This is a genomic window from Leclercia sp. LTM14, from assembly GCF_023736175.1.
Taxonomy (GTDB): Bacteria; Pseudomonadota; Gammaproteobacteria; order Enterobacterales; family Enterobacteriaceae; genus Enterobacter; species Enterobacter barmai.
In genome coordinates this window covers 550,627-574,600 of the sequence record NZ_JAIKTT010000002.1, presented here as the reverse complement: position 1 = coordinate 574,600, position 23,974 = coordinate 550,627, and the positions used below count along the sequence as shown (strand labels likewise).

Genomic DNA, 23,974 nt, shown 5'->3' with positions numbered 1-23,974 from the left:
AGTGCAATCCCGCTTGTGAAACGCTAATATTTGGCGGTTGCATTCAAATTTTTTGCAGGCAGAAAATGTGGTCTGAATATTCCCTTGAAGTGGTGGACGCCGTGGTGCGTAACGGCAGTTTCAGCGGCGCGGCCCAGGAGCTGCACCGCGTTCCCTCGGCGATCAGCTATACGGTGCGTCAGCTTGAGGAGTGGCTGGCGGTGCCGCTGTTTGAACGGCGCCATCGCGACGTGGAGCTCACCCCGGCCGGCATGTGGTTTCTTAAAGAAGGGCGCTCTGTTATCAAAAAAATGCAGATCACCCGCGAACAGTGCCAGCAGATCGCCAACGGCTGGCGCGGGCACATCTCCATTGCGGTGGACAACATCGTTCGCCCCGAGCGCACCCGCCAGATGATTGTCGATTTTTACCGTCACTTCTCCGACGTCGAGCTGCGGGTTTCTCAGGAGGTCTTTAACGGCGTGTGGGATGCGCTGGCGGACGGCAGGGTGGAGATGGCCATCGGCGCGACCCAGGCGATCCCGGTGGGGGGACGCTACGCGTTTCGCGATATGGGCATGCTGAGCTGGATCTGCGTGGTGGCGAGCCATCATCCGCTGGCCGCGCTCCCCGGCCCGCTCAGCGATGATACCCTGCGCAACTGGCCGTCGCTGGTGCGGGAAGACACCTCCCGCTCGCTGCCGAAACGCATCACCTGGCTGCTGGACAACCAGCGGCGGATCGTCACCCCGGACTGGGAGTCGGCGGCAACCTGCCTCTCGGCCGGACTGTGCGTGGGGATGGTGCCGGTGCATTTTGCCCGCCCGTGGATCGACAGCGGCAAATGGGTGGAACTGACGCTGGAGAACCCGTTCCCGGATGCGGCCTGCTGCCTGACCTGGCAACAAAACGATATGTCACCGGCGCTGGCGTGGCTGCTGGATTATCTGGGGGACAGTGAAACGATGAACAGGGAGTGGCTGCGGGAGCCAGAGGTGCTGGCTCCCTGAGGGGATCAACGGCGGTAGTCGCGGAACGGGCCATCGGCGACGGAGCGGCGTTCGATCAAACGCGGATGCACTTCAATGGACTGCGACTCTTCGCGCTTGTTGACGATACGGTCGAGCAGCATGTTGAAGGCCGTCTCCCCCAGCGAATCTTTTGGCTGGTGGATAGTGGTCAGCGCCGGGGTGAAGAACCGGGCGTTGCGCACGTTATCATACCCGATCAGCGAAACGTCCTGCGGCACGCGCAGACCCATTTCATCGGCGGCGCACAGGGCGCCCATCGCCATAATGTCGCCGCCGCAGAAAATAGCGGTCGGACGCGGGCTCTGGGAGAGGATCTGCTGCATGGCGCGATAGCCGGACTCCGGCTCAAAGTCGCCCTGCACGATCCAGTTTTCTGGCACCGTGATTAACGCCTCTTCCATCGCTTTCATAAAACCGGCCAGACGCCCGGCACCGGTGTTGCGCTCAAGCGCCCCCGGAATAACGCCGATGTCGCGATGACCGCGTTCAATCAGATAACGTCCGGCCATGTAGCCGCCTTCAAAGGCGTTATCAATTACTGAGTCGGTGAAGTCGGCTTTCGCTTCGCCCCAGTCCATCACCACCATCGGAATATTGCGATACTCTTCCAGCATCGTCAGCAGGGGCTCCGGATATTCGGAGCACATCACCAGCAGGCCGTCGACACGCTTTTGCGCCATCATTGACAGGTAGGCCCGCTGCTTCTCGAGGCTGTTCCAGGCGTTGCCGAGGATCAGGGTATAGCCTTTCTGGAAGCAGTTTTTCTCTACCGCTTCAATAATTTCTGCGAAGTAGGGGGCTTCGCTGCTGGTCGCCAGCAGGCCGATCGATTTGGTGTGATTCACCTTCAGACTGCGGGCCACGGCGCTCGGAGAGTAGTGCAGCTCTTTGATCGCTGCCCAGACGTTGTTACGCGTCTCTTCCGCCACAAAGCGGGTTTTGTTAATAACATGTGATACGGTTGTAGTGGAAACGTTTGCGCGTTTCGCTACGTCTTTAATTGTTGCCATCAGATGTCACTCCAGACCATATCTAAGCTCCTGAAAACCAATAGGTAAACGTTTGCCTTCACTCGCCCTAATTGCGCAATTTGAATTGCGGTACGCCGGGAAAACGACACAGGACGTCAGGAGGGGGTCAATGGCCGGTACGCTAATAAATTTAGCGTGGAATTTTGTCTGATCTTGACCAAAAGGGGAAGAGTAAAAATGGATATCAACCTAATTCCCGCAAGATTTTTAACCTGAACTGTGCAAAAATGAGCAAGCTCACTCTTCATGGGGTGATTAAAAGGAGAAAAATTGATGAGTACCGATCTTAAGTTTTCGCTGGTTACCACCATTATTGTTCTGGGTCTGATCGTAGCAAGCGGTCTGACTGCTGCGCTGCACTGATCCTCGCGAGGGAGTCACCGCTCCCTCGTCTCCCTTCCTTTATTGTTACGCTCCCTGCAAAAATCTTTTGCCAAATTGTTAACTTCTCATTTTTTGTGATTGATGTCATGCTTTCGCCTTCATTGTTCTGTGTCGCCTGACGACACGGTGTCTGGAGTTGAAGTATGAGAATCAATTTTCCGCTGCTGGCCCTGGCCATTGGTGCGTTTGGTATCGGCACCACCGAGTTTTCCCCGATGGGGCTGTTACCGGTGATTGCCCGGGGTGTGGATGTTTCTATTCCCGCGGCAGGCATGCTGATCAGCGCCTACGCCATCGGCGTGATGGTGGGGGCGCCGCTGATGACCCTGCTGCTGTCGCACCGCGGTCGCCGTAACGCGCTGATCTTCCTGATGGCGATCTTTACCGTCGGTAACGTTCTCTCGGCGCTCTCCCCGGATTACACCACCCTGCTGCTGTCGCGCATTCTGACCAGCCTCAACCACGGCGCCTTCTTTGGCCTCGGGTCGGTGGTGGCCGCAAGCGTGGTGCCGAAGCACAAACAGGCCAGCGCTGTGGCAACCATGTTTATGGGGCTGACCATCGCCAACATCGGCGGCGTCCCTGCCGCGACCTGGATGGGCGAAGCGATCGGCTGGCGCATGTCATTCCTGGCAACCGCGCTGCTCGGCGTGGTCTCGATGATCGCACTGTTCTTCTCTCTGCCAGCGGGCGGGGCGGGCGAAAAGCCGGAAGTGCGCAAAGAGCTGGCGGTGCTGATGCGCCCGCAGGTGCTCTCGGCCTTGCTGACTACCGTGCTCGGTGCCGGGGCGATGTTTACGCTCTACACCTACATTGCACCGGTCCTGCATGACATTAACAACGCCACGCCTGCCTTTGTCACCGCGATGCTGGTGCTGATTGGCGTCGGTTTCTCGCTTGGCAACTTCCTCGGCGGCAAGCTGGCGGACCGCTCCGTCAGCGGCACCCTGAAGGGGTTTTTACTGCTGCTGATCGTCATCATGCTGGCGATCCCGTGGCTGGCGCGTAACGAAGTGGGCGCGGCATTTGCGATGGTGGTGTGGGGAATGGCGACCTTTGCGGTAGTACCGCCGCTGCAGATGCGCGTGATGCGCGTAGCGAGCGATGCGCCGGGGTTATCCTCTTCCGTGAATATCGGGGCGTTTAACCTCGGGAATGCGCTGGGGGCGGCGGCCGGTGGGGCGGTGATCTCGGGCGGACTGGGTTACAGCTTCGTTCCGGTGATGGGGGCCATCATTGCGGCGCTGGGGCTTTTGCTGGTGCTGACTGCCGACAGAAAACAACCTGATCCGGTGTGTGCTACCGAATAAAACAGAAAAGCAGAAGGCCAGGCCTTCTGCTTTTTTCGTTATGCCGCGAAGTTCTTCGCAACAAACGCCCAGTTTACCAGCGCCCAGAAATGCTCAAGATAGTTCGGGCGCGCATTGCGGTAATCGATGTAGTAGGCGTGCTCCCAGACGTCCACCGTTAACAGCGGGGAGGCGTTGCTGGTCAACGGCGTGCCCGCGTTGGAGGTGGAAACGATCGCCAATTTGCCGTCCGCCTCTTTTACCAGCCAGGTCCAGCCTGCGCCAAAGTTCTTCACCGCCGCGTCGGTAAACTTCGCCTTAAACTCTGCAAAGCTGCCGAAGGTAGCGGTGATGGCATCTGCCAGTTCACCGGTCGGTTCGCCACCGGCCTGTGGTGCCAGGCAGTGCCAGTAGAAGGTGTGGTTCCATACCTGTGCGGCGTTGTTAAACACGCCGCCTTCGGAGCTGCGCACGATCTCTTCCAGGGTTTTCCCTTCAAAGGCGGTACCGGCGATCAGGTTGTTCAGGTTGGTGACGTAGGTCTGGTGGTGTTTGCCGTAGTGGTATTCCAGGGTCTCCGCAGAAATATGCGGGGCCAGGGCGTCTTTTGCATACGGTAATGCAGGTAATTCAAACGACATTGCTTCTCTCCTTATTATAGTGATCCATTCAATAACCATATTGAATGTAAGGGTAGAGTAGCAAATTGAAAGGGTATGCAAAAGAGGAACTTACCCCGCTGGCGATCCAGCGGGGCAGGGGATTAACGCAGGGTGTTGGCTTTCATCACGCGGCGCGCGCCGACGTAATGGCGCTGCCAGTAGTCTTCGCTCAGGGAGGTGATCTGAATGTCCTGGCCGGTACGCGGGGACTGGATAAATTTGCCGTTGCCCACGTAAACGCCCACGTGGTCGGCGGTGCCGCGACCCCGGGTGCGGAAGAAGACCAGATCGCCACTTTCGAGCTCACCGCGATCGACCGGAGAGGCGTCACGCAGGTGGTACATTTCGTTCGCGGTGCGCGGAATACGGAATTTAACCAGGTCTTTATAGGCGTAATAAACCAGGCCGCTGCAGTCGAAACCGGTACGCGGCGAGGAACCGCCCCAGCGATAGGGTTTACCAATCTGGCCCATTAGTTTATTTAACGCCGTTTTTTGCGCCTTTTGCACCCGGACTTTATGCGCTTCAGCAAGGGTCGTGGTTTTGCTGGTTTTGACGCACTGCGTTTTGCGTCCTTTACGGGTGGTGCATTTTTCTGTCACAGCGCGGGAGGCGGTTTGCGTGGTGCGGGTGGCGCTGCGGGAGGAATTTTTGCTTTTCTTGCTGGAGGTGGCTGGCTGTGTTTTAGCGAGGCTACTTTTTTTGCTGCTGCTCTTTTTGCTGGTAGTGCTTTTTTTCGTGCTCTCTTTTTTGCTGGTTTTGCTGGTGCTGCTTTTTTTCTTAGGTTCGGTTGCTTTCGCCAGATGCGTTTTATGGGCGGCAGAAGGCCGCGCCTGCTCTGAGGCGTTTGCCACCGGCGTGAAGGTGAGAGATGAAAACAGCAAAGCACAGAGCGTGATCGAGAATTTATTTATTCGCGCCACTGGGCATTCCCCTGGTAATCGCAGGATATAAATAACCCTGCGTATGATTTACAAAACTCGTCGATTCTAATCTATAAAAAGGCCCGACGTTAATAAACTTTTTGCATCTAAAACTGTGTTTCGTTAGCAAGTGCAAAAATATCAGAATTTCACAGGGGCATTCTGTACATTAGCTGTGCAAAACCGCAGCTAATCTCGCGATAAGGTATGTTGTGAATGCATCTTTAAAGGACGCGCGGTAAAATCATAAAGGTGACGAAAATGTTATTTTCCGTAGTCGGCCTGAAACGCTACAATGTCAGACTATTGCCGTAACAGAAGTAAAAGGAAGCAAAACATGAGCACTACTATTGAAAAAATTCAGCAACAAATCGCTGAAAACCCGATCCTGCTGTACATGAAAGGTTCTCCGAAACTGCCAAGCTGCGGTTTCTCCGCTCAGGCGGTCCAGGCGCTGTCTGCCTGTGGCGAACGTTTTGCTTACGTTGATATTCTGCAGAACCCGGATATCCGCGCTGAGCTGCCAAAATACGCTAACTGGCCGACCTTCCCGCAGCTGTGGGTTGACGGTGAACTGGTTGGCGGTTGCGACATCCTGATTGAGATGTATCAGCGCGGCGAACTGCAACAGCTGATCAAAGAGACGGCTGCGAAATACAAATCAGAAGAGCCAGGCGCCGAGTAATTCCGCGTCCCGGTAAATACAAAAGCGACCCTGCGGTCGCTTTTTTTATGCGTTGTTTTCGGCGTCCGGTAGCGGCCAGCCGCCAAGGCGTTTCCAGCGGTTAACGATTTCACAAAACAGCTCCGCCGTCCGCTCGGTGTCATAAAGCGCCGAATGCGCCTGGGTACCGTCAAAATCGATACCGGCGGTAATACAGGCTTTAGAGAGGACGGTCTGCCCCAGCGCCAGTCCGCTTAAGGCGGCGGTATCGAAGGTCACAAACGGATGGAACGGGTTGCGCTTGAGCGACGCGCGCTCGGCGGCAGCCATCATAAAGCTGTGATCGAAGGTGGCATTGTGCGCCACCATGATCGCGCGGTTACAGTTCTGGTCTTTCATTCCCTTGCGCACCATTTTGAAGATGGCATGCAGCGCGTCATATTCACTCACTGCCCCACGCAGCGGGTTATGGGGATCGATGCCATTAAACGCCAGCGCCTCAGGCTGCAGGTTCGCCCCTTCGAAAGGTTCGACGTGGAAGTGCAGCGTGGAGTCCTGCAGCAAATTGCCCTGTTCATCCATTTTCAACGTGATGGCGGCAATTTCCAGCAGCGCATCGGTTTTGGCATTAAATCCAGCGGTTTCGACATCTATCACGACAGGATAAAAACCACGAAAACGGTCGCACAGACCGGTAAGTTGAGCGTTATCGGACATCTGGATCTCTTACAAGGGGAAAAAAGCAGTGCGCATTATGGCAAATTTCGCAATGAGATGCAGTAAAACAACGGGCGCATTGCGCGCCCGTTACAATCAGTTGCCCAGACCGCGACCGGCGTCTTTGGCTTCAATCAGTTCGATTTTGTAACCGTCCGGATCTTCAACGAAGGCAATCACCGTGGTGCCGCCCTTAACCGGACCCGCTTCACGGGTGACGTTGCCGCCGTTGCTGCGAATGCGCTCGCAGGCTTCTGCGGCGTTATCCACTTCCAGCGCAATGTGACCGTAGGCGGTACCCAGCTCGTAGCTATCCACACCCCAGTTGTAGGTGAGTTCGATAACCGCTTCTTCGCTCTCTTCGCCGTAACCCACGAAGGCGAGGGAGTATTTGTACTCCGGGTTTTCGCTGGTGCGCAGCAGGGACATGCCCAGCACGTTGGTGTAAAACTCGATGGAACGTTGCAGATCGCCAACGCGCAGCATGGTGTGAAGTAGGCGCATATTATCCTCTTAGCTTTTTATCATCTTGAACAGAAACGATGTTTTAGTATAGCGGCGAATTGTCGCCGCTATCAATGAAGGGATTATAAAGAGGGATAATCGGTATAACCTTCCGCACCGCCACCGTAGAAGCTCTCCGGACGCTGCGGGTTCAGCTCGGCTTTGTGCTTCAGGCGGGCCACCAGATCCGGGTTGGCGATGTAGGCGCGACCAAAGGCCACGGCATCAATCAGCCCTTTGTTGATCAGATCTTCGGCTTTCTCCGGCGTGTACGCGCCCGCACCAATGATCACACCCGGGAAGCGGTCACGTACTTTCTGGCGGAACGCATCCGAGTAAGGTTCGCCACCGGCCCAGTCCGGCTCGGACATGTGCAGATAGGCGATGCCGCGTTTGGCCAGCTCTTCGATCAGGTACAGGGCGTCGGCTTCTTCGTTCGGGCCGTTGTCCACGTTCTGGAAAGAGCCAATCGGCGAGACGCGGATCCCGATGCGATCTGCGCTCCACTCTTTCGAGACGGCATCAACCACTTCCAGCACCAGACGGGCGCGGTTCTCAACGCTGCCGCCGTACTGGTCGGTACGCTGGTTAGAAGACGGCGACAGGAACTGGTGCAGCAGATAGCCGTGGGCAGAGTGCAGCTCAACCAGGTCGAAACCGGCTTCGCGGGCATTGGCTACCGCCTGGCGGAAATCGTTAACGATCCCCGGGATTTCGTCCAGCTCCAGTGCGCGCGGGGTGGTGGTATCCACACGGGTCGCATTGCCGTTTTCGTCACGCAGAGAGGTGCGGGTACCGGCGTTCAGGGCAGAGGCAGACACCGGCGCCTGACCGCCAGGCTGAAGGCTGCTGTGGGAGATGCGGCCGGTGTGCCACAGCTGCACCGCGATGCGGCCATCTTCGGCATGCACGCCGTCGGTAATTTTCTTCCAGGCGGCGATCTGCTCCGGGCTGTGCAGGCCAGGTGCGCCAGCATAGCCTTTGGCCTGGGCAGAGATCTGCGTGGCTTCAGAGATGATCAGGCCCGAGCTGACGCGCTGGCGATAGTATTCGCCCATCAGTGGGGTCGGGATGTCGCCCGGCTCAATGCTGCGCAGACGGGTGAGGGGGGCCATAAAGACACGGTTGGGTGCTTCGATCGCGCCCACTTTGAGCGGGGTAAATAATTTTTCGGCTGACATAGTGACTCCTGAGTAGACCGGTCGTCTAGTGATTCGATAAATAAAAACGCCTGTTAATTGCCAGGCGTAGCAATGATGTTCTTAACATGATCCAGCGCGCTCTCCAGCGGCAGCGCGCTGCGGGACATTTTGGCCTGCAGGTTGGCACCCAACCACAGGGAATAAAGTACCTGCGCCTGGGTGAGCGGTTCGCCGATGAAGGTCAGGGATTTTTCTTCCCGCCCCTTCGCCAGCGCCTGCGCCAGCAGGGTGATAACACCCGTGGCCCCTTTATCCATCGCCGTGCGCATATCTTCAGAGAGATCGCACACTTCGGCAGAAAGTTTCACCGTCAGGCAGCCGCTGATAATGCCCTGCGCGCAGAACTGGGTCAGCGTCTCCTGATAATAAGCCAGAACACGATCGCGACAGTTGCCCTTGCCGCTGGCGAAATGGCTGGCCAGACGCTGATGGTAGCCCGCATAGTGGCGCTCCAGCAGGGCCACGCCAAACGCCTCTTTGGAGCGGAAGTAGTGATAAAACGACCCCTTCGGCACATCGGCGGTTTTCAGCAGCTCGCTCAGACCCATCCCGGTAAACCCGCGGTGCATGCAAAGACGCTCGCCGGTCGCAAGGAGATGTTCGCGTGTATCGTGTTCAGTATGCTTGTTCATGTCGTCAATGTAGTAGACCAATCGGTCTAATGCAAGCCTTATGTTCGACGACAGTGGGTAAGCAGATCCATTTGCGGCTGATAAACCGAGGTCTGGATATTCATCATCCCCAGCACCGTGGAGAAGAGGTTGTCCTGCGACACCGCCTCTTTCGCCGCCTGGTCGCGCAGGCACTGCTCGTCCACGCCAAAGTTCTTTTTATAATCCTGCGACAGCCAGAACATAAACGGAATGTGCGTCTGCTGTTCCGGGGCCAGCATGTACGGCGTGCCGTGCAGATAGAGTCCGTTTTCCCCCAGCGATTCGCCGTGATCCGAGAGATAGACCAGCGCCGTATTCATCGTCGCCTGGCGCGCTTTCAGGGCGTCGATAGTTTTACTCAGCACGCTGTCGGTATACAGAATGGTGTTGTCATAGGTGTTTATCAGCGCCTGATGATCGCAGTCCTGGATCTGGTTGGTGTCGCAGGTCGGGGTGAATTTGCGGTACTGCTCCGGATAGCGCTCGTAGTAGGCCGGACCGTGGCTGCCCATCAGGTGGATCACCAGCACCGTATCCTGCTTCAGGCCATCAAGGGTGTCGTTCAGCCGATAAAGGTTAACGTCATCAATGCAGGATTTGTCCTTACAGAACTGATCCAGCTTCCACTGCGTCATATCGGTGTGCGGGATGCGATTACAGGCACCTTTACACCCGCCGTCGTTATCCCGCCACAGCAGGTTGACCCCGGCGTGGCCCAGCACATCCAGCAGCCCTTCCTGATGATGGGCAAGGTCGGCATCGTATTTTTTGCGCGGCATGCCCGAGAACATGCAGGGCACGGAGACGGCGGTTTCGGTACCGCAGGAGGAGGCCTGCGGGAAGTTAATCACGTTCTGCTTTTCAAGTTCAGGATTGGTATCGCGACCATAGCCGTTAAGGGAGTAGTTTTCCGCCCTGGAGGCTTCACCGACCACCAGCACCAGCACGGTCTTTTTCTGCTGCGCCATCAGCATCGGGCCTTTACGCGCGTCTTCACCGAGACGGATTAAGGTCTGGTCGCCTGCGAACCAGCGCGCCTTGCTGTACTTGGCGATGGCGCTGACGTAGTTGGCTGGCGTCACCATTTTGACGATGCCTTTGTTATTGCGAAACAGCGAGGCGTAGTCCTTATAGAAGACCGCCGCCACCAGAATAATCACCACCAGGCTTGCGAGGATAGCCGCCACGCGCATCAACAGCGTCTGCCACCACTTACCCGGACGGATGCGGATCATCGCCAGCACGACGGCAGGCACCAGACCGGCGACGGCCAGCCACAGCAGCAGCTGAGGCGTGATCAGCGCCGTCGCTTCCTGGGAGTTGGTCTCGAAGACGTTGACCATCATATTCTGGTCAATCACCGCCCCGTAGGTAAACATAAACCAGGTCGCCGCCGCGCAGCCGAGGGTGAGCACCACCAGCAGCGGTTTGCGGATCAACGGGATGTTCAGAATGCTGAAAACGATAACCCAGCCGCAGAACAGCACCAGCGGCACGGTAAGGGCGAAAAGAAAATCATGCAGCCGGGCCGGGGAGATCACCTGCCAGCTGCGGTGAATAAAGAGGGCGTTTAACAGGGTAAACAGGAGTGCGCAGCCCAGCGTAAATTTCGTATCGTTACACTGTAACTTTTTGAGGGTCAGCATCATCATTAAAACCAGGGATTATTTTGATGAGGCGAGTATAAAGAGCGAAGATTAGTGAAACCTTAATGCCACAATTCTGTGGTTGACCTCTTGCGTAACCCCGGCTTAAGGTCTTCACTTTACTAAATCTTGGGTCCGGGGAGGTGGGTGTGGCTGAACAACTGGAGTTCTTTCCTGTCCAGAGCCCGTGCCGGGGTATTTGCCAGTCGGACGAGCGCGGATTTTGTCGCGGCTGTATGCGCAGCCGGGAAGAGCGCTTTAACTGGCAGTCCATGAGCGACGCCCAGAAACAGGAGATCCTTCGCCTGTGCCGCCAGCGTCTTTTGCGCAAATTGCCAAACAAGCCCCCGAAGCCGAAGAACCGCAGCAGCCCTCACTGTTTTAGCCCCGTAAACGCGTATACTCTCCGCAGATTTTTTTAAAGGAAATAACTATGGTTCAGCGTATTACCCTTGCCCCGCAGGGCCCGGAGTTTTCCCGCTTTGTGATGGGCTACTGGCGTCTGATGGACTGGAACATGCCCGCCCAACAGCTGGCGAGCTTTATTGAAGAGCATCTGGATCTGGGGATCACTACCGTCGATCACGCCGATATTTATGGCGGCTACCAGTGTGAAGCGGCCTTCGGCGAGGCGATGAAGCTCTCCCCGGCGCTGCGCCAGCGGATGGAGATCGTCACCAAGTGCGGGATCGCCACCACCGCGAAGTCAGAGCATGCCCTCGGCCACTATATTACCGACCGCGACCACATTGTTCGCAGCGCCGAGCAGTCTCTCACCCATCTGGCGACCGATTACCTTGACCTGCTGTTGATCCACCGTCCCGACCCGCTGATGGATGCCGATGAGGTTGCTGAAGCCTTCCTCGCCCTGCATCAGAGCGGCAAGGTGCGCCACTTTGGCGTTTCTAACTTTACCCCGGCCCAGTTCGCGCTGCTGCAGTCGCGTCTGCCGTTTACGCTCGCGACCAACCAGGTTGAGATTTCGCCGGTTTATCAGCCGCTGCTGCTGGACGGCACCCTCGATCAGCTGCAGCAGCTGCGCATCCGCCCGATGGCCTGGTCCTGCCTCGGCGGTGGACGTCTGTTCAACGATGAATCCTTCCAGCCGCTGCGCGATGAGCTGGCGCAGGTGGCTCAGGAGCTGAACGCCGAAACCATCGAGCAGGTAGTGTACGCGTGGATTTTACGCCTGCCATCCCAGCCGCTGCCGATCATCGGTTCCGGCAAAATCGAGCGCGTGCGTTCGGCGCTGGCGGCAGAGCAGCTGAACATGACCCGTCAGCAGTGGTTCCGCATCCGTAAAGCCGCGCTGGGTTACGACGTGCCGTAATTCTCTATTTATCTGACTTTCCGGTTAAAACCTTGCCCCTGGTATAAACTTAAGGGGCAAAAATAACCAAGGAGGTCATATGAAGCGATTTACTCTGGCAGTGTTAACGCTGGTGGTGTGCGCAGGTGCGCAGGCCGCCAGCGAAGAAGTCAAGATGAACCTCGTCACCTCTCAGGGGATCGGCCAGTCCATCGGGACGGTGAAAATCACCGAAACCGATAAAGGGCTGGAGTTTTCCCCGGATCTCAAAGCCCTCCCGCCGGGCGAACACGGTTATCACGTCCACGCCAAAGGTTCCTGCGAACCCGCTATGAAAGACGGCAAACCCTCCGCCGCTGAGGCCGCAGGCGGCCACCTCGATCCTCATAACACCGGTAAACATGAAGGGCCGGAGGGCATGGGCCACTTAGGCGATCTCCCCGCGCTGGTGGTGAATAACGACGGTAAAGCCACCGACCCGGTCGTCGCCCCGCGCCTCAAAAAGCTGGATGAGGTGAAGGGCAAGGCGCTGATGATCCACGTCGGCGGCGATAATATGTCGGATCAGCCAAAACCGCTTGGCGGTGGCGGGGCGCGTTACGCCTGCGGGGTGATCTGATCGCTCAGGGTGCCCGGCGCGGGCGCCTGTTCCAGCTGGGATAGCGAGCAGTGCAGTCGCCAGATCAGGGCTGCCAGCTCCTGCCCGGCCGGTTGCGGATGATGGGCCAGGGCATCACAGATGCGCTGAAGCTCGTCCAGGGTGGTGGCAAGGGGGCGCTGCTGGACGCCGCGCTCGCTCATGATGTCACGCAGCAGCGATACCGCGACGTCACGCACCCGGGAGAGCGGATCTGAGCGTGTCTCCCAGTCGCGAAGCTGCCAGACCACGTGGCTGCAGTTGAGCAATACCACGCCCCAGCGCAGCAGCCAGCGTCGCGCGAGCGCGTCCTGGCTGGTATTGAGCTGGTTCACATGGTGATAGACCAGCGATTCGTATCCATTCTCGCTCAGCCGCGGCCTGCGGCTGAGCTGATCGACAAATCCCCGCCGCAGCTCCCGGATGTGACGACGGCTTTTCCGCGCGTCCGATCCCGGGCGCAGCACCGCGAAGGCCAGCCACGTCAGCCCCACGCCCAGAATTTTTGCCAGGTCGTCATTGAGGAAATCGGCAAAGTCATACACCGGCGGGTTGGTCACCGAAATAAATGACCCCATAAACACAATCAGCTGACCCCACAGACCGGCCATGGCGGGCATCTGCTGCTTCAGCAGCTGCATGGTGGTCAGGAGCGGGAACAGAAACAGCAGGAACAACCACAGATCCGAGATCTGCACCATCAGGCCAAACTTAACCACAAAGCTGAACAGCGACAGCAGAACCAGGGTACGCAGCAGCAGGGTGAGCGAGTTAAAAGGCGAGGCCGCCACCGAATAGAGCACGCTGCTGATCGCCGCCAGGGTCAGGGCCGCTCCCCCGGCATCCCACTGGGCGGCAATGGTCCAGGCCCCCACCAGACTCAGGGCGCAGAAGGTGCGAAAGCCGCTCCACAGCGCTTCAAGATTATCGGTATGGCGCGCCAGCGCCGGACTGCGGGGCACCGCAAACTCGGTAATCGGGGTAGCCGTTTCCACAGCTTTAATCCAGCGGCTGCTGCGCAAATAGAGGCGGCTAAAGTAAATCAACCGCTGCCAGAAGGCGCGATGGCGGTAATCGTCGCTATTTTCCGGCCTGAGCGGGGCGATAATCCGCGCCACGGTATAGAAGTCGGACTCTGGCCGGGCAAGGGCGGCGAGCAGCTGGTCGATGACCTCACGGGTGTGGGCGGGCGGGTTGGGCCAGTTCAACAGCATGCGGCGCAGGCTTGAGATGGCGCTGGTCATCCGCAGCTGCTGGTGAAGAAGATAGTTGAGCAGGGCATTCTGGCGGCGAAAACGGTAGTGGCTCCAGAAGGCCTGAATGCGCAGCAGGTTCATGGTCAGGATCTGGGCGATCACCTTCTCATGGGCCAGGCGAATGGCATCGTTGCTCTCGGGCTGCCACAGCAGGCTGGCGTGCTCCAGAAGCCTGCTGTGCATGGTTTTCAGGGCGGTAATCAGGGCGGTGCCGTCGGAGGTGCTGGGGAGGATCATCATCATCACCCCGCCGCTGAGAATACCGATAATAACTTCGCACACCCGGGCCTGGGCGATATCCCACAGCTGGGTGGTGTCGAGGATATCGATGACCGGGAAGGCGATGATCGCCGCGGTATAACCGGCAAGCTGGAAGGCGTAGGCGACGTTGTTGGTGAAATGGGCGCAGGCCCAGGTACAGACGGCGAGCCAGGCCGCCATGCTGAACAGAAACAGCCAGGGATCGTTGAGCGTATGCCCGGCAATAATCAGCGCCGCCGTTGCGCCAAGCAGGCTGCCCGCCACGCGGCCGAGACTTTTACTGATTACGCCGCCGACGGTCGGGAAGCTGACCACCGCCGCCGAGGTCATCGCCCAGTAGGGTTCATCCAGGTTGAGACAGTAGGCGACGGTCAGGGCCAGGCACATCGCTATCCCGTTGCGCAGGGCATAGCGCCACTGCGCCGGGGACGCTTTAAGCCACGGCAGGTTGTGCCAGTTCACGGCGCGGTGCCGATGGAAACGGTGCAGGTGGTGCCGGAGACTAGGGTCAGGTCCGCTGGCAGCTGGTCAAAAGCGATGCGCACCGGGATGCGCTGCGCCAGCCGCACCCACGGGATATTAGGCTTCACGTCCGGCACCAGGCCAGAGTCGGTCTCCACGCTCTGATCGTAGATGGCGCGGCCGATACTGGATACGTGACCCTGTAACCTTTGCGAACCGCTGTAGAGCACAATCCGCGCCGGCGCGCCCTCACGAATATGCCGGAGCTTGGTCTCTTCGAAATAGCCCACCACGTAAAAGGAGTGGCTATCGACCAGGGCAAACACCGGCTGGCCGGTGGTGGCATAATCGCCCACGCGGGTGGAGAGATTGGTCACCCAGCCGTCTACCGGGGCTTTAACCACCGTCTGGGTCAGCTGCCACTGGGCCTGTTTGAGGGTTGCTTCGGCTACCGCCACGCTGGCCTGCATCGCCTTGACGTTGATGTTGGCGGTATCCAGATCTTCTGCGGAGATATATTTTTGCGACAGATGGCGGCGACGGTTGGCTTCGTTATTGGCTTTTGCCTGGTCGGACTGGGCTTTTGCCAGCTGGGCTTCGGCGTTCAGCACCGCAATATGGTAAGGCGTCTCATCAATCTGAAACAGCACCTCACCCGCATGCACAAACTGATTATCTTTAATCTTAAGAGTGGTAATGGTGCCGGAGACCTGGGGCGTTACGCTGACCTGTTCGGCGCGCACTTTTCCGTCCCGGGTCCAGGGTGACTGCATGTAATAGTTCCAGAGCCACCAGCCGGCGATCAGCGCCAGGGCCAGAACCAGTAATGATGAAAAATATTTAATTGTTTTCATAATGTTAGTCACCACACAATCAACAGAACCAGTCCCAGGCATACTGCCAGGACAAACAGTGAAAGATCCATCAGCATGGGATGCCAGATTTCACCGGAATAGATCCAGTCGCGCAGCAAGCGGTGGGTGACAAGCCAGAGAACAAAACCCAGCATCACCGCTTTAAACAGGGGAGGAAAGTAAACCGAGGCACCCACTATCAGATCCTGAAGCGGTAACCCCGTGGCGTTAAGCGTGAAATTCACGTGCCGGTTCCTTTGCAAATGGGGTAGTGGCCAAAAAGCGCGGCCGCATAACGCGCTGGGGCGTCATAACAAAGTGTAAAACAGACTGTCGTCAAGGTTGAATGCAGTATTGCATTTGTTTTGGCAATATAAATGCTGCACACTATTCTAAAATCAGTATAATAACTTAGCAAGCTAATTATAAGGAGATGAAATTGGAATCGCCATTAGGTTCTGATCTGGCCAGGTTAGTACGCATCTGGCGTGCTCTGATTGACCATCGCCTGAAACCTCTGGAATTGACACAGACGCATTGGGTCACGCTGCATAACATTCATCAGCTGCCGCCCGACCAGTCACAGATCCAACTGGCAAAAGCGATAGGCATCGAGCAGCCTTCACTGGTACGTACGCTCGATCAACTGGAAGAGAAGGGGCTGATTTCACGCCAGACCTGTGCCAGCGATCGTCGTGCCAAGCGGATTAAACTCACTGAAAAAGCGACCCCCATCATCACAGAGATGGAGGCGGTTATCAGCAAAACGCGCGGTGAAATCCTCAGTGGGATCTCACCTGATGAACTGGAACTGCTGATTACGCTGGTTGCCCGGCTCGAGCACAATATCAATGAGCTACAGTCCCGCGACTGACCTTTAAAAAAGCCTTGCTGATGCAAGGCTTTTTCTTTACCCAAACACCACCACCCGGTTACGCCCGGTCTCTTTCGCCTCGTACATCGCCTTGTCTGCGCACCCGACGCACTCTTCAGCGCTGATTTTCGACGTGGCGGTAAACACCCCCATACTGATGGTGATGGGCTCGGGAAGCTGCCCGTCGGTACTGGCTTTATCAAAGCTGCTCAGTTTTAAGCGGATCCGCTCTGCCACCTGGCGTGCCGCCTCGGGAGGCGTATGGGTTAACAGCAGGACAAACTCCTCTCCGCCGATGCGTGCCGCAACGTCCTGCGGCCGAACCGAATCCATCAGCAGCTGAGCGACAAACTGCAACACCTTATCTCCCTGCAGGTGCCCGTAGCAGTCGTTGATGCGCTTAAAACGATCGAGATCGCTGACGATAACCGAGACCGGCTCCGTCGGTTTTACCGTGCGCAGGGCGTGATTGAGGGTGTCATAAAAATAGCTGCGATTATAAAGCCGCGTCAGCGGATCGCGAATGGAGTTCTGATAAGACTGCTGATACTTCAGATGCGACTCGCGATAAAGATTAAAGACGTCATACAGCAGAACGAAAATAATCAGCAGCGTGGCGACGGCTTCAAATAACCGGGCGCGATACCAGGAGAGATCTTCCGCGTGCCCACCTAAAAACAGCATCGCAAGCGTGGCGATATAACAGATACATAAGAAGTTACCGCCAATCCAGAACAGGTTACGCACCCGCGTAATACTCATCAGGGTTGCTAATGAAATAACCCAGAGCGCAATAAGCGTGATGTTCGTTGGCTTTTTCCACAGCAACATATATTGCCGGGTTTCATTGTCAACCAGGTCTAATGTTAATAAAGGCGAGTTGCTGGAATAGAGCCAGGCCAGGATCAATATCAGAGCCGTGAAAATAAACATCCCGGAAATGACTGCCACATGGAAAGTGCGTGACAGCGAACGGTTGCGGAGAGCGAAAAGCACGGCCGAGACGATAAACAGCACGGCCATCAGCAGATGGCGGAACGTAAAGTAGATCATGGCGTCGTTGTAGTTAACGACGTCAAACTGATACAGATCCAGCCAGGCCGGGTAACTGGAAAGAGTGCCCACCATCAGCAGAGCCGAACCGGCGAAGGCGAATGAAAAGGCCATCAGATATAACCGCATCCTGTCACACCAGTATTTCATCGCCATAAAACTGGCAATGAAAAGGTGGAATACCAGTAAAAAGATGGTGAGCATGGGAAACAAAAGCGGTGAAAACGAGGGGATCTTTTCCACCAGTTCATTAAACAGAGAATGTAAGATCCCGATGACAATAAAACAGCCCACAAAGAACTGAACATACTTGTTCTTAATATAATGATTTATCGCAAGCATATATAACTTTAAAATTAAAAATATCGAAGGATTTGCGAATAGTCTCATATGCGCAGGTGTAATACTTTGCGCAGGAACAAGAGATGGAAGTATTAAATATAAGTGCGGTGAATGTATTAAGTGAATATATTCACGTGAGTGCTACTAAAAGAGAACGGACGTGGTCAGGAGACCACGTCCATAACGTTATTAACGCGGAGAAACGGTAACCTGGCTGCCGTTGCTGGCCAGGACTACGCGTTGACCTGCCGCGAATCGGGTGTTGCCCTGCTTCTGGACCACCATAATGGTGCTGCCGTCGTCCTTGCGGATCTCCAGCTCAACGCCCTGGGATTTGTTCATCGCACCCTGGACGCCCTGACCTGCAACACCACCGGCTACGGCACCCGCAGCGGTTGCCAGAGAACGGCCTGTGCCGCCACCGACGGTGTTACCGAGGAAACCACCCAGTACCGCACCACCCAGTGCGCCGATCACGTTGTTCTCGTCACCGCCCTGAATCTGTACCGGGCGCGTGTTCACGATGGTGCCATAAGTGACATTCTGAACCTGTTTCGCCTCAGAGGCACTGTACACATCCCCGGAAAGGGAACTGTCATTCACACAGCCAGCCAGAGTAAATCCAACTAACGAAACGGCCAGTACACGTAAAATCATTTGAATCTCCTGTTCACCAAAAACGCTCTTTGAGCATCCGTTATGGCTAAATTATATGGCATCAATAGCCATAAATCCTATCTTTGCTCAAACACAATCAGAATGATACTCGAAACTCAATCAACCATAGCTATACAAGCGACGATATCACCCTGCGGGCGATGCGGATAATTCCTGGAATGATGCCCGGCGCCAGCTATTGTTAAAAAGTATTAGTCCGCCGTAGCATTGATAATCGGTTTATGGTGGAGTGAGTCATCAGCCCATACGGATAAAGGAAAACGGATGAAATCGGGTCGCTACATTGGCGTAATGTCAGGAACCAGTCTGGATGGTGTGGATGTCGTTCTTGCGGCAATAGATGAGAATATGGTGGCGCAGCAGGCAAGCCTCAGCTGGCCTATTCCTCAGCACATGAAACAAGCGATCCTGAATATCTGTCAGGGCCAACAGCTGACGCTGTCGCAGCTGGGGCAGCTGGATACGCAGCTGGGACGCCTGTTCGGTGATGCCGTGCAGGCGTTGATGGATCAGGAGAACCTGCGCCCTCAGGATGTCGTGGCGATCGGCTGTCACGGGCAAACGGTCTGGCATGAGCCGGGCGGCGAGGCCCCTCATACCCTGCAGATTGGCGATAACAACCAGATCGTCGCCAAAACTGGCGTGACGGTGGTAGGGGATTTCCGCCGCCGCGACATCGCGCTTGGCGGGCAGGGCGCGCCGCTGGTTCCCGCGTTCCACCATGCGCTGCTGGCGCATCCGACGGAGCGCCGCATGGTGCTGAACATCGGCGGCATCGCCAATCTCTCCTTATTGATCCCCGGCCAGCCGGTGCGCGGTTTCGACACCGGGCCGGGCAATATGCTGATGGACGCCTGGATCTGGCGTCAGGCGGGCAAACCCTACGATAAAGATGCCCAGTGGGCCTGCAGCGGCAAGGTCATTATCCCGCTGCTGCAAAGCATGCTGTGCGATCCCTATTTTGCCGCACCGGCGCCGAAAAGCACCGGCCGCGAATACTTCAACTACGGCTGGCTCGAACGTCAACTGGCGAACTTCCCGGGCCTGGCTCCTGAGGACGTGCAGGCCACGCTGGCGGAGCTCACTGCCGTTTCGGTGTCGGAACAGGTGTTGCTCAGCGGCGGCTGCGAGCGTCTGCTGGTGTGCGGCGGCGGCGGCCGTAACCCGCTGGTGATGACGCGCCTCGCCGGCCTGCTGCCGGGTACGGAAGTGACCACCACCGACAAGGCGGGGATCAGCGGTGACGATATGGAAGCGCTGGCCTTCGCCTGGCTGGCGTGGCGCACCGTGGCTGGGCTGCCGGGGAACTTACCCTCAGTGACCGGTGCCCGTGAAGCCAGCGTCTTAGGTGCTGTTTTTCCAGCGAATCCGCGGCAAAATCAGAGTTAACCGAATTTCGCTTAAGCACGCCGTGGGTAAAAATACCGAAAAAAACGGGAGGGCGTTCGCGCCCTCCGGGACCAAAAAGTCTTCGGAATTTACCCATGAAAAAACTGCTTCTTGCTTTTACCCCCTTCCTGCTGGCGAGCTGTAGCGTCTACAACCAGTTCGTCGAGCGCATGCAAACCGACACCCTGGCCTATCAGTGTGAAGAAAAACCGCTCACCGTTAAGCTCAATAATCCGCGCCAGGAAGTCAGCTTCGTCTATGACAATAAGCTGCTGACGCTGAAGCAGGGAATGTCGGCCTCCGGTACCCGTTACAGCGACGGGGTGTATGTCTTCTGGTCGAAAGGCGACAGTGCGACGGTATACAAGCGCGATCGCATCGTGCTGAACAATTGTCAGATCGAAAATCCGAAGCGTTGAGATTTTGCAGGGGGCGGCGCACAATAGCGTCACCCATTGTCAACGTCAGCTAACGCCATGTCAGATAACGATGAATTGCAGAAAATCGCGCACCTCCGGCGCGAATACACCAAAGGCGGCCTGCGTCGCCAGGATCTCCCCGCCGAGCCGCTGGTGCTGTTTGAACACTGGCTGAAACAGGCCTGTGAAGCAAAGCTGGCCGATCCGACCGCGATGGTGGTCGCCACCGTCGATGAAAAGGGTCAACCCTACCAGCGCATTGTCCTGCTCAAGCATTACGACGATAAAGGACTGGTGTTTTACACCAACCTCGGCAGCCGCAAAGCGCAGCACCTCGAACGCAACCCGCGTATCAGTCTGCTCTTCCCGTGGCATATGCTGGAGCGTCAGGTGATGGTCACTGGCACCGTTGAGCGTCTCTCCACGCTTGAGGTGGTGAAGTATTTCCACAGCCGACCGCGCGACAGCCAGATTGGCGCCTGGGTCTCTAAACAGTCGAGCCGCATCTCTGCCCGCGGTGTGCTGGAAAGCAAGTTCCTCGAGCTGAAACAGAAATTCCAGCAGGGCGAAGTGCCGCTGCCGAGCTTCTGGGGCGGTTTCCGCGTCCAGGTCCAGCAGATGGAGTTCTGGCAGGGCGGTGAACATCGACTCCACGACCGCTTTTTATACCAGCGCGATAACGATGCCTGGAAAATCGATCGTCTGGCACCTTAATCCCCGAAATTTGTTCTCTTAAGCGCTGGTACAACGGGTGTCAGCGCTTTATTCTATGTACCTTTCGCGTCTGGCGAAAAGTCGTGTACCGGCAAAGGTGCAGTCGTTTTATACATGGAGAATTTGATGGCAAGCAGTAACTTGATTAAACAATTGCAAGAGCGGGGGCTGGTAGCCCAGGTGACGGACGAGGAAGCGTTAGCAGAGCGACTGGCGCAAGGCCCGATCGCGCTCTATTGCGGCTTCGATCCTACCGCTGACAGCTTGCATTTGGGGCATCTGGTTCCTTTGTTATGCCTGAAACGCTTCCAGCTGGCAGGCCATAAGCCTGTGGCACTGGTCGGCGGCGCAACGGGTCTGATTGGCGACCCGAGCTTCAAAGCCGCTGAGCGTAAACTGAATACGGCAGACACCGTGCAGGAGTGGGTGGCAAAAATCCGCAAACAGGTTGCCCCATTCCTCGACTTCGACTGTGGTGAGAACTCAGCGATTGCCGCGAACAACTACGACTGGTTTGGCGGCATGAACGTGCTGACCTTCCTGCGTGATATCGGCAAGCACTTCTCCGTTAACCAGATGATCAACAAAGAAGCGGTGAAGCAGCGTCTGAACCGTGACGATCAGGGCATCTCTTTTACCGAGTTCTCCTACAACCTGCTGCAGGGTTATGACTTCGCCTGTCTGAACGAACTGCACGGCGTTGCCCTGCAGATTGGCGGCTCTGACCAGTGGGGTAACATCACCTCTGGGATCGATCTGACCCGTCGTCTGCACCAGAACCAGGTCTTTGGTCTCACCGTTCCGCTGATCACCAAAGCAGACGGTACAAAGTTCGGTAAAACTGAAGGCGGCGCGGTATGGCTCGATCCGAAGAAAACCAGCCCGTACAAGTTCTACCAGTTCTGGATCAACACCGCGGATGCTGACGTCTATCGCTTCCTGAAGTTCTTCACCTTTATGGACATCGACGCGATCAATGCCCTGGAAGAAGAAGACAAGAACAGCGGCAAAGCCCCACGCGCCCAGTACGTGCTGGCAGATGAAGTGACGAAGCTGGTTCACGGTGAAGAGGGCCTGGCAGCGGCGAAGCGTATCACCGCCAGCCTGTTTAACGGCACCTTAAGCGATCTGAGCGAAGAAGACTTCGAACAGCTGGCGCAGGATGGTGTGCCGATGGTTGAGATGGACAAAGGCGCCGATCTGATGCAGGCCCTGGTGGATTCTGAGCTGCAGCCGTCCCGCGGTCAGGCGCGTAAAACCATCGCCTCGAACGCCATCACCATCAACGGTGAAAAACAGTCTGACCCGGAGTACATCTTCACCGACAGCGATCGTCTGTTTGGTCGTTATACCTTACTGCGTCGCGGCAAGAAGAATTACTGTCTGGTTTGCTGGAAATAATCATAAAAGCACAGGGGCGTGGGAAACCACGCCCCTTTATTTTTTCAGGGTTGTGGTAAGAACATGAAGAATATCCTCGCCATCCAGTCCCACGTTGTCTTTGGGCATGCTGGCAACAGCGCCGCTGAGTTTCCGATGCGTCGTCTCGGGGCCAACGTCTGGCCGTTAAACACCGTTCAGTTTTCCAACCATACGCAATACGGCAAGTGGACCGGTTGCGTGATGCCGCCCGCCCATCTTACGGAGATTGTTCAGGGCATCGCCGATATCGACAAACTGAAAACCTGCGATGCCGTGCTGAGCGGCTACCTGGGTTCTGCAGAGCAGGGCGAGCATATTCTCGGTATCGTCCGCCAGGTGAAGGCGGCGAACCCGGCGGCGAAATACTTCTGTGACCCGGTGATGGGCCATCCGGAAAAGGGCTGTATCGTGGCGCCGGGCGTGGCGGAGTTCCACGTGCGTCACGCCTTACCGGCCAGCGACATTATCGCCCCGAACCTTATCGAGCTGGAGATCCTCTGCGAGCACCCGGTGAACAGCGTGGAAGAGGCCGTGGCGGCGTCCCGCGAACTGATTGCGATGGGGCCTGAGATCGTGCTGGTGAAGCATCTGGCCCGCGCCGGATTAAGCCCGGATCGCTTCGAGATGCTGCTGGTAACCAAAGATGAAGCCTGGCACATCAGCCGTCCGCTGGTGGATTTCGGCAGCCGCCAGCCGGTAGGCGTAGGCGATGTCACCAGCGGTCTGCTGCTGGTGAAACTGCTGCAGGGTGCAACGGTGCGTGATGCGCTGGAGCACGTCACGGCGGCGGTGTATGAGATTATGATCGCCACAAAAGAGATGCAGGAGTACGAACTGCAGGTGGTGGCCGCCCAGGATCGTATCGCGAAGCCAGAACACGTCTTTAGCGCAACTCAGCTGTAACATCAATGCCCGGCGGCGCTAGCGCTTGCCGGGCCTACAAAGCTCGTAGGCCGGGTTAGCGCTAGCGCCACCCGGCAACAAAACTTACTTCAACCCTTCAGCTTCCAGCGCTGCCGCCACGGCAGGACGCTCCGCCATACGCTGCATATAAGCGTCAATATGGCTTAACCCTTCCATGTTCAGCTTCACGGCGCGTGCCCAGCGCAGGACGGTAAACAGATACGCATCGGCGATGGTAAAGCGCTGACCGCAGATCCACTGTTCATCTTTCAGTGATTCGTTGACGTACTGCAGCTTTTTCTCCAGCAGGGCGCGGACGGTCGGCTTGTACTCTTCCGGGGTATCCGGGCGGAACAGCGGGGTAAAGCCCTTGTGCAGTTCGGTGGCAATGTAGTTCATCCACTCAATAGTCTTATAGCGGGCAATGCTGCCGGTAGGGGCCAGCAGCTGGCGGTCTGCCACGCTGTCGGCGAGGTATTGCATGATGGCAACCCCTTCGGTCAGCAGGGTACCGTCTTCCAGCAGCAGGGCCGGAACCTGGCCTTTAGGATTCACCGCGAAAAAATCATCGCCGTTTTCCAGACGCTTTTTCATCAGATCAACACCGTTAAGGGTGAAGTCTTTACCGCTCTCGCGCAGCGTAATATGGGAGGCAAGAGAGCAGGCGCCTGGTTTATAGAACAGTTTCATCGGTCACTCCTGTTTACGTAGGTTTA

26 protein-coding genes and 1 pseudogene are annotated in these 23,974 nt (G+C 56.8%); 13 read left to right on the top strand and 14 right to left on the bottom strand.

The genetic code is table 11. The annotated features are described in order from the left end of the window. The first annotated feature begins 65 nt into the window (after positions 1 to 65). Positions 66 to 989: a DNA-binding transcriptional activator PunR gene (punR, locus tag K5I40_RS07190; protein WP_223074179.1), complete on the top strand. Its 924-nt coding sequence runs from the start codon at positions 66 to 68 to the stop codon at positions 987 to 989. Positions 990 to 994: 5 nt separating this feature from the next. Here the strand turns inward: punR and purR are convergent, their stop codons facing one another. Next, entirely contained in the window at positions 995 to 2,020 is a 1,026-nt protein-coding gene (purR, locus tag K5I40_RS07185; protein ID WP_039029137.1) for an HTH-type transcriptional repressor PurR, read from the bottom strand. 294 nt (positions 2,021 to 2,314) lie between these two features. On the opposite strand from purR, the gene cydH reads away from it, so the two are divergent. Next, the gene (cydH, locus tag K5I40_RS07180) at positions 2,315 to 2,404 is read left to right on the top strand and encodes a cytochrome bd-I accessory subunit CydH (RefSeq protein WP_072036634.1); all 90 of its coding nucleotides are present in this window, start codon (positions 2,315 to 2,317) and stop codon (positions 2,402 to 2,404) included. A 164-nt stretch (positions 2,405 to 2,568) separates the two neighbouring features. Beyond that, positions 2,569 to 3,735 carry an MFS transporter gene (locus K5I40_RS07175; protein WP_138368827.1) on the top strand — a complete coding sequence of 389 codons (1,167 nt, stop codon included), beginning with the start codon at positions 2,569 to 2,571 and terminating at the stop codon, positions 3,733 to 3,735. 38 nt (positions 3,736 to 3,773) lie between these two features. Here the strand turns inward: K5I40_RS07175 and sodB are convergent, their stop codons facing one another. Together sodB and K5I40_RS07165 are read right to left on the bottom strand one after the other, a co-directional pair. Further along, positions 3,774 to 4,355 (bottom strand): superoxide dismutase [Fe], encoded by a 582-nt coding sequence (sodB, locus tag K5I40_RS07170; RefSeq protein ID WP_223074178.1) that lies wholly within the window; start codon positions 4,353 to 4,355, stop codon positions 3,774 to 3,776. A gap of 122 nt (positions 4,356 to 4,477) precedes the next feature. Next, the gene (locus tag K5I40_RS07165) at positions 4,478 to 5,299 is read right to left on the bottom strand and encodes a C40 family peptidase (protein WP_251931008.1); all 822 of its coding nucleotides are present in this window, start codon (positions 5,297 to 5,299) and stop codon (positions 4,478 to 4,480) included. Positions 5,300 to 5,636: 337 nt separating this feature from the next. Here K5I40_RS07165 and grxD point away from each other — a divergent pair, with 337 nt between their 5' ends. Continuing rightward, the gene (grxD, locus tag K5I40_RS07160; protein WP_032617810.1) at positions 5,637 to 5,984 is read left to right on the top strand and encodes a monothiol glutaredoxin 4; all 348 of its coding nucleotides are present in this window, start codon (positions 5,637 to 5,639) and stop codon (positions 5,982 to 5,984) included. A 45-nt stretch (positions 5,985 to 6,029) separates the two neighbouring features. Here the strand turns inward: grxD and rnt are convergent, their stop codons facing one another. The 5 genes from rnt to eptA form a co-directional block, all read right to left on the bottom strand. Further along, a complete protein-coding gene (rnt, locus tag K5I40_RS07155) occupies positions 6,030 to 6,680 on the bottom strand; it encodes a ribonuclease T (protein ID WP_138368829.1) in 651 nt (216 codons plus the stop codon). A gap of 96 nt (positions 6,681 to 6,776) precedes the next feature. Next, a complete protein-coding gene (gene gloA / locus K5I40_RS07150) occupies positions 6,777 to 7,184 on the bottom strand; it encodes a lactoylglutathione lyase (protein WP_138368830.1) in 408 nt (135 codons plus the stop codon). Positions 7,185 to 7,267: 83 nt separating this feature from the next. After that, positions 7,268 to 8,365 (bottom strand): alkene reductase, encoded by a 1,098-nt coding sequence (locus K5I40_RS07145; RefSeq protein ID WP_223074177.1) that lies wholly within the window; start codon positions 8,363 to 8,365, stop codon positions 7,268 to 7,270. Positions 8,366 to 8,418: 53 nt separating this feature from the next. Continuing rightward, positions 8,419 to 9,018 (bottom strand): TetR/AcrR family transcriptional regulator, encoded by a 600-nt coding sequence (locus K5I40_RS07140; RefSeq protein WP_039029296.1) that lies wholly within the window; start codon positions 9,016 to 9,018, stop codon positions 8,419 to 8,421. A gap of 38 nt (positions 9,019 to 9,056) precedes the next feature. After that, complete coding sequence (gene eptA, locus K5I40_RS07135) at positions 9,057 to 10,685, bottom strand: phosphoethanolamine transferase EptA (RefSeq protein WP_223074347.1); 1,629 nt, start codon at positions 10,683 to 10,685, stop codon at positions 9,057 to 9,059. A 149-nt stretch (positions 10,686 to 10,834) separates the two neighbouring features. Here eptA and K5I40_RS07130 point away from each other — a divergent pair. From K5I40_RS07130 to sodC, 3 genes and pseudogenes are all read left to right on the top strand, one after another. After that, positions 10,835 to 11,070: pseudogene (locus tag K5I40_RS07130) on the top strand (DUF1289 domain-containing protein). 48 nt (positions 11,071 to 11,118) lie between these two features. Beyond that, complete coding sequence (locus K5I40_RS07125; RefSeq protein WP_223074175.1) at positions 11,119 to 12,015, top strand: aldo/keto reductase family oxidoreductase; 897 nt, start codon at positions 11,119 to 11,121, stop codon at positions 12,013 to 12,015. A 79-nt stretch (positions 12,016 to 12,094) separates the two neighbouring features. Beyond that, positions 12,095 to 12,613, top strand: coding sequence for a superoxide dismutase [Cu-Zn] SodC (sodC, locus tag K5I40_RS07120; RefSeq protein ID WP_139564881.1), 519 nt, complete (start codon positions 12,095 to 12,097; stop codon positions 12,611 to 12,613). Here sodC and K5I40_RS07115 read toward each other — a convergent pair. Genes K5I40_RS07115 through K5I40_RS07105 form a run of 3 tightly spaced genes read right to left on the bottom strand, consistent with a single transcriptional unit; the run spans position 12,592 to position 15,709 of the window. Beyond that, positions 12,592 to 14,610: an FUSC family protein gene (locus K5I40_RS07115; protein WP_138368834.1), complete on the bottom strand. Its 2,019-nt coding sequence runs from the start codon at positions 14,608 to 14,610 to the stop codon at positions 12,592 to 12,594. The two genes, sodC and K5I40_RS07115, sit on opposite strands and share 22 nt — an antisense overlap. Then, positions 14,607 to 15,464 (bottom strand): HlyD family secretion protein, encoded by an 858-nt coding sequence (locus K5I40_RS07110; protein WP_223074174.1) that lies wholly within the window; start codon positions 15,462 to 15,464, stop codon positions 14,607 to 14,609. Before K5I40_RS07110 ends, K5I40_RS07115 begins: the two co-directional genes overlap by 4 nt. A gap of 8 nt (positions 15,465 to 15,472) precedes the next feature. Beyond that, on the bottom strand, positions 15,473 to 15,709 hold the full coding sequence (locus tag K5I40_RS07105; protein WP_039029149.1) for a DUF1656 domain-containing protein: 237 nt from the start codon (positions 15,707 to 15,709) through the stop codon (positions 15,473 to 15,475). A 188-nt stretch (positions 15,710 to 15,897) separates the two neighbouring features. Between K5I40_RS07105 and slyA the strand changes: the two genes are divergently transcribed. Continuing rightward, positions 15,898 to 16,338 carry a transcriptional regulator SlyA gene (slyA, locus tag K5I40_RS07100; protein ID WP_223074173.1) on the top strand — a complete coding sequence of 147 codons (441 nt, stop codon included), beginning with the start codon at positions 15,898 to 15,900 and terminating at the stop codon, positions 16,336 to 16,338. Positions 16,339 to 16,374: 36 nt separating this feature from the next. Here slyA and K5I40_RS07095 read toward each other — a convergent pair whose 3' ends face one another. Both K5I40_RS07095 and slyB read right to left on the bottom strand, forming a co-directional pair. Further along, on the bottom strand, positions 16,375 to 17,733 hold the full coding sequence (locus tag K5I40_RS07095) for a GGDEF domain-containing protein (protein ID WP_223074172.1): 1,359 nt from the start codon (positions 17,731 to 17,733) through the stop codon (positions 16,375 to 16,377). A 189-nt stretch (positions 17,734 to 17,922) separates the two neighbouring features. Continuing rightward, positions 17,923 to 18,390, bottom strand: a complete 468-nt coding sequence (gene slyB / locus K5I40_RS07090) for an outer membrane lipoprotein SlyB (protein WP_039029152.1) — start codon at positions 18,388 to 18,390, stop codon at positions 17,923 to 17,925. A gap of 285 nt (positions 18,391 to 18,675) precedes the next feature. Between slyB and anmK the strand changes: the two genes are divergently transcribed. The 5 genes from anmK to pdxY all read left to right on the top strand — a co-directional run bounded on the left by anmK (position 18,676) and on the right by pdxY (position 23,258). Next, positions 18,676 to 19,800, top strand: a complete 1,125-nt coding sequence (anmK, locus tag K5I40_RS07085; protein ID WP_139564884.1) for an anhydro-N-acetylmuramic acid kinase — start codon at positions 18,676 to 18,678, stop codon at positions 19,798 to 19,800. A gap of 95 nt (positions 19,801 to 19,895) precedes the next feature. Further along, positions 19,896 to 20,219: a C-type lysozyme inhibitor gene (gene mliC, locus K5I40_RS07080; protein ID WP_039029154.1), complete on the top strand. Its 324-nt coding sequence runs from the start codon at positions 19,896 to 19,898 to the stop codon at positions 20,217 to 20,219. A gap of 57 nt (positions 20,220 to 20,276) precedes the next feature. Then, a complete protein-coding gene (gene pdxH, locus K5I40_RS07075) occupies positions 20,277 to 20,933 on the top strand; it encodes a pyridoxamine 5'-phosphate oxidase (protein WP_223074171.1) in 657 nt (218 codons plus the stop codon). A gap of 126 nt (positions 20,934 to 21,059) precedes the next feature. Continuing rightward, complete coding sequence (gene tyrS / locus K5I40_RS07070; protein ID WP_039029156.1) at positions 21,060 to 22,334, top strand: tyrosine--tRNA ligase; 1,275 nt, start codon at positions 21,060 to 21,062, stop codon at positions 22,332 to 22,334. Between the two features lie 63 nt (positions 22,335 to 22,397). Continuing rightward, a complete protein-coding gene (pdxY, locus tag K5I40_RS07065; RefSeq protein WP_139564886.1) occupies positions 22,398 to 23,258 on the top strand; it encodes a pyridoxal kinase PdxY in 861 nt (286 codons plus the stop codon). A gap of 84 nt (positions 23,259 to 23,342) precedes the next feature. On the opposite strand, the gene gstA is transcribed toward pdxY, so the two are convergent. Further along, entirely contained in the window at positions 23,343 to 23,948 is a 606-nt protein-coding gene (gstA, locus tag K5I40_RS07060) for a glutathione transferase GstA (protein WP_039029158.1), read from the bottom strand. Positions 23,949 to 23,974 lie beyond the last annotated feature (26 nt).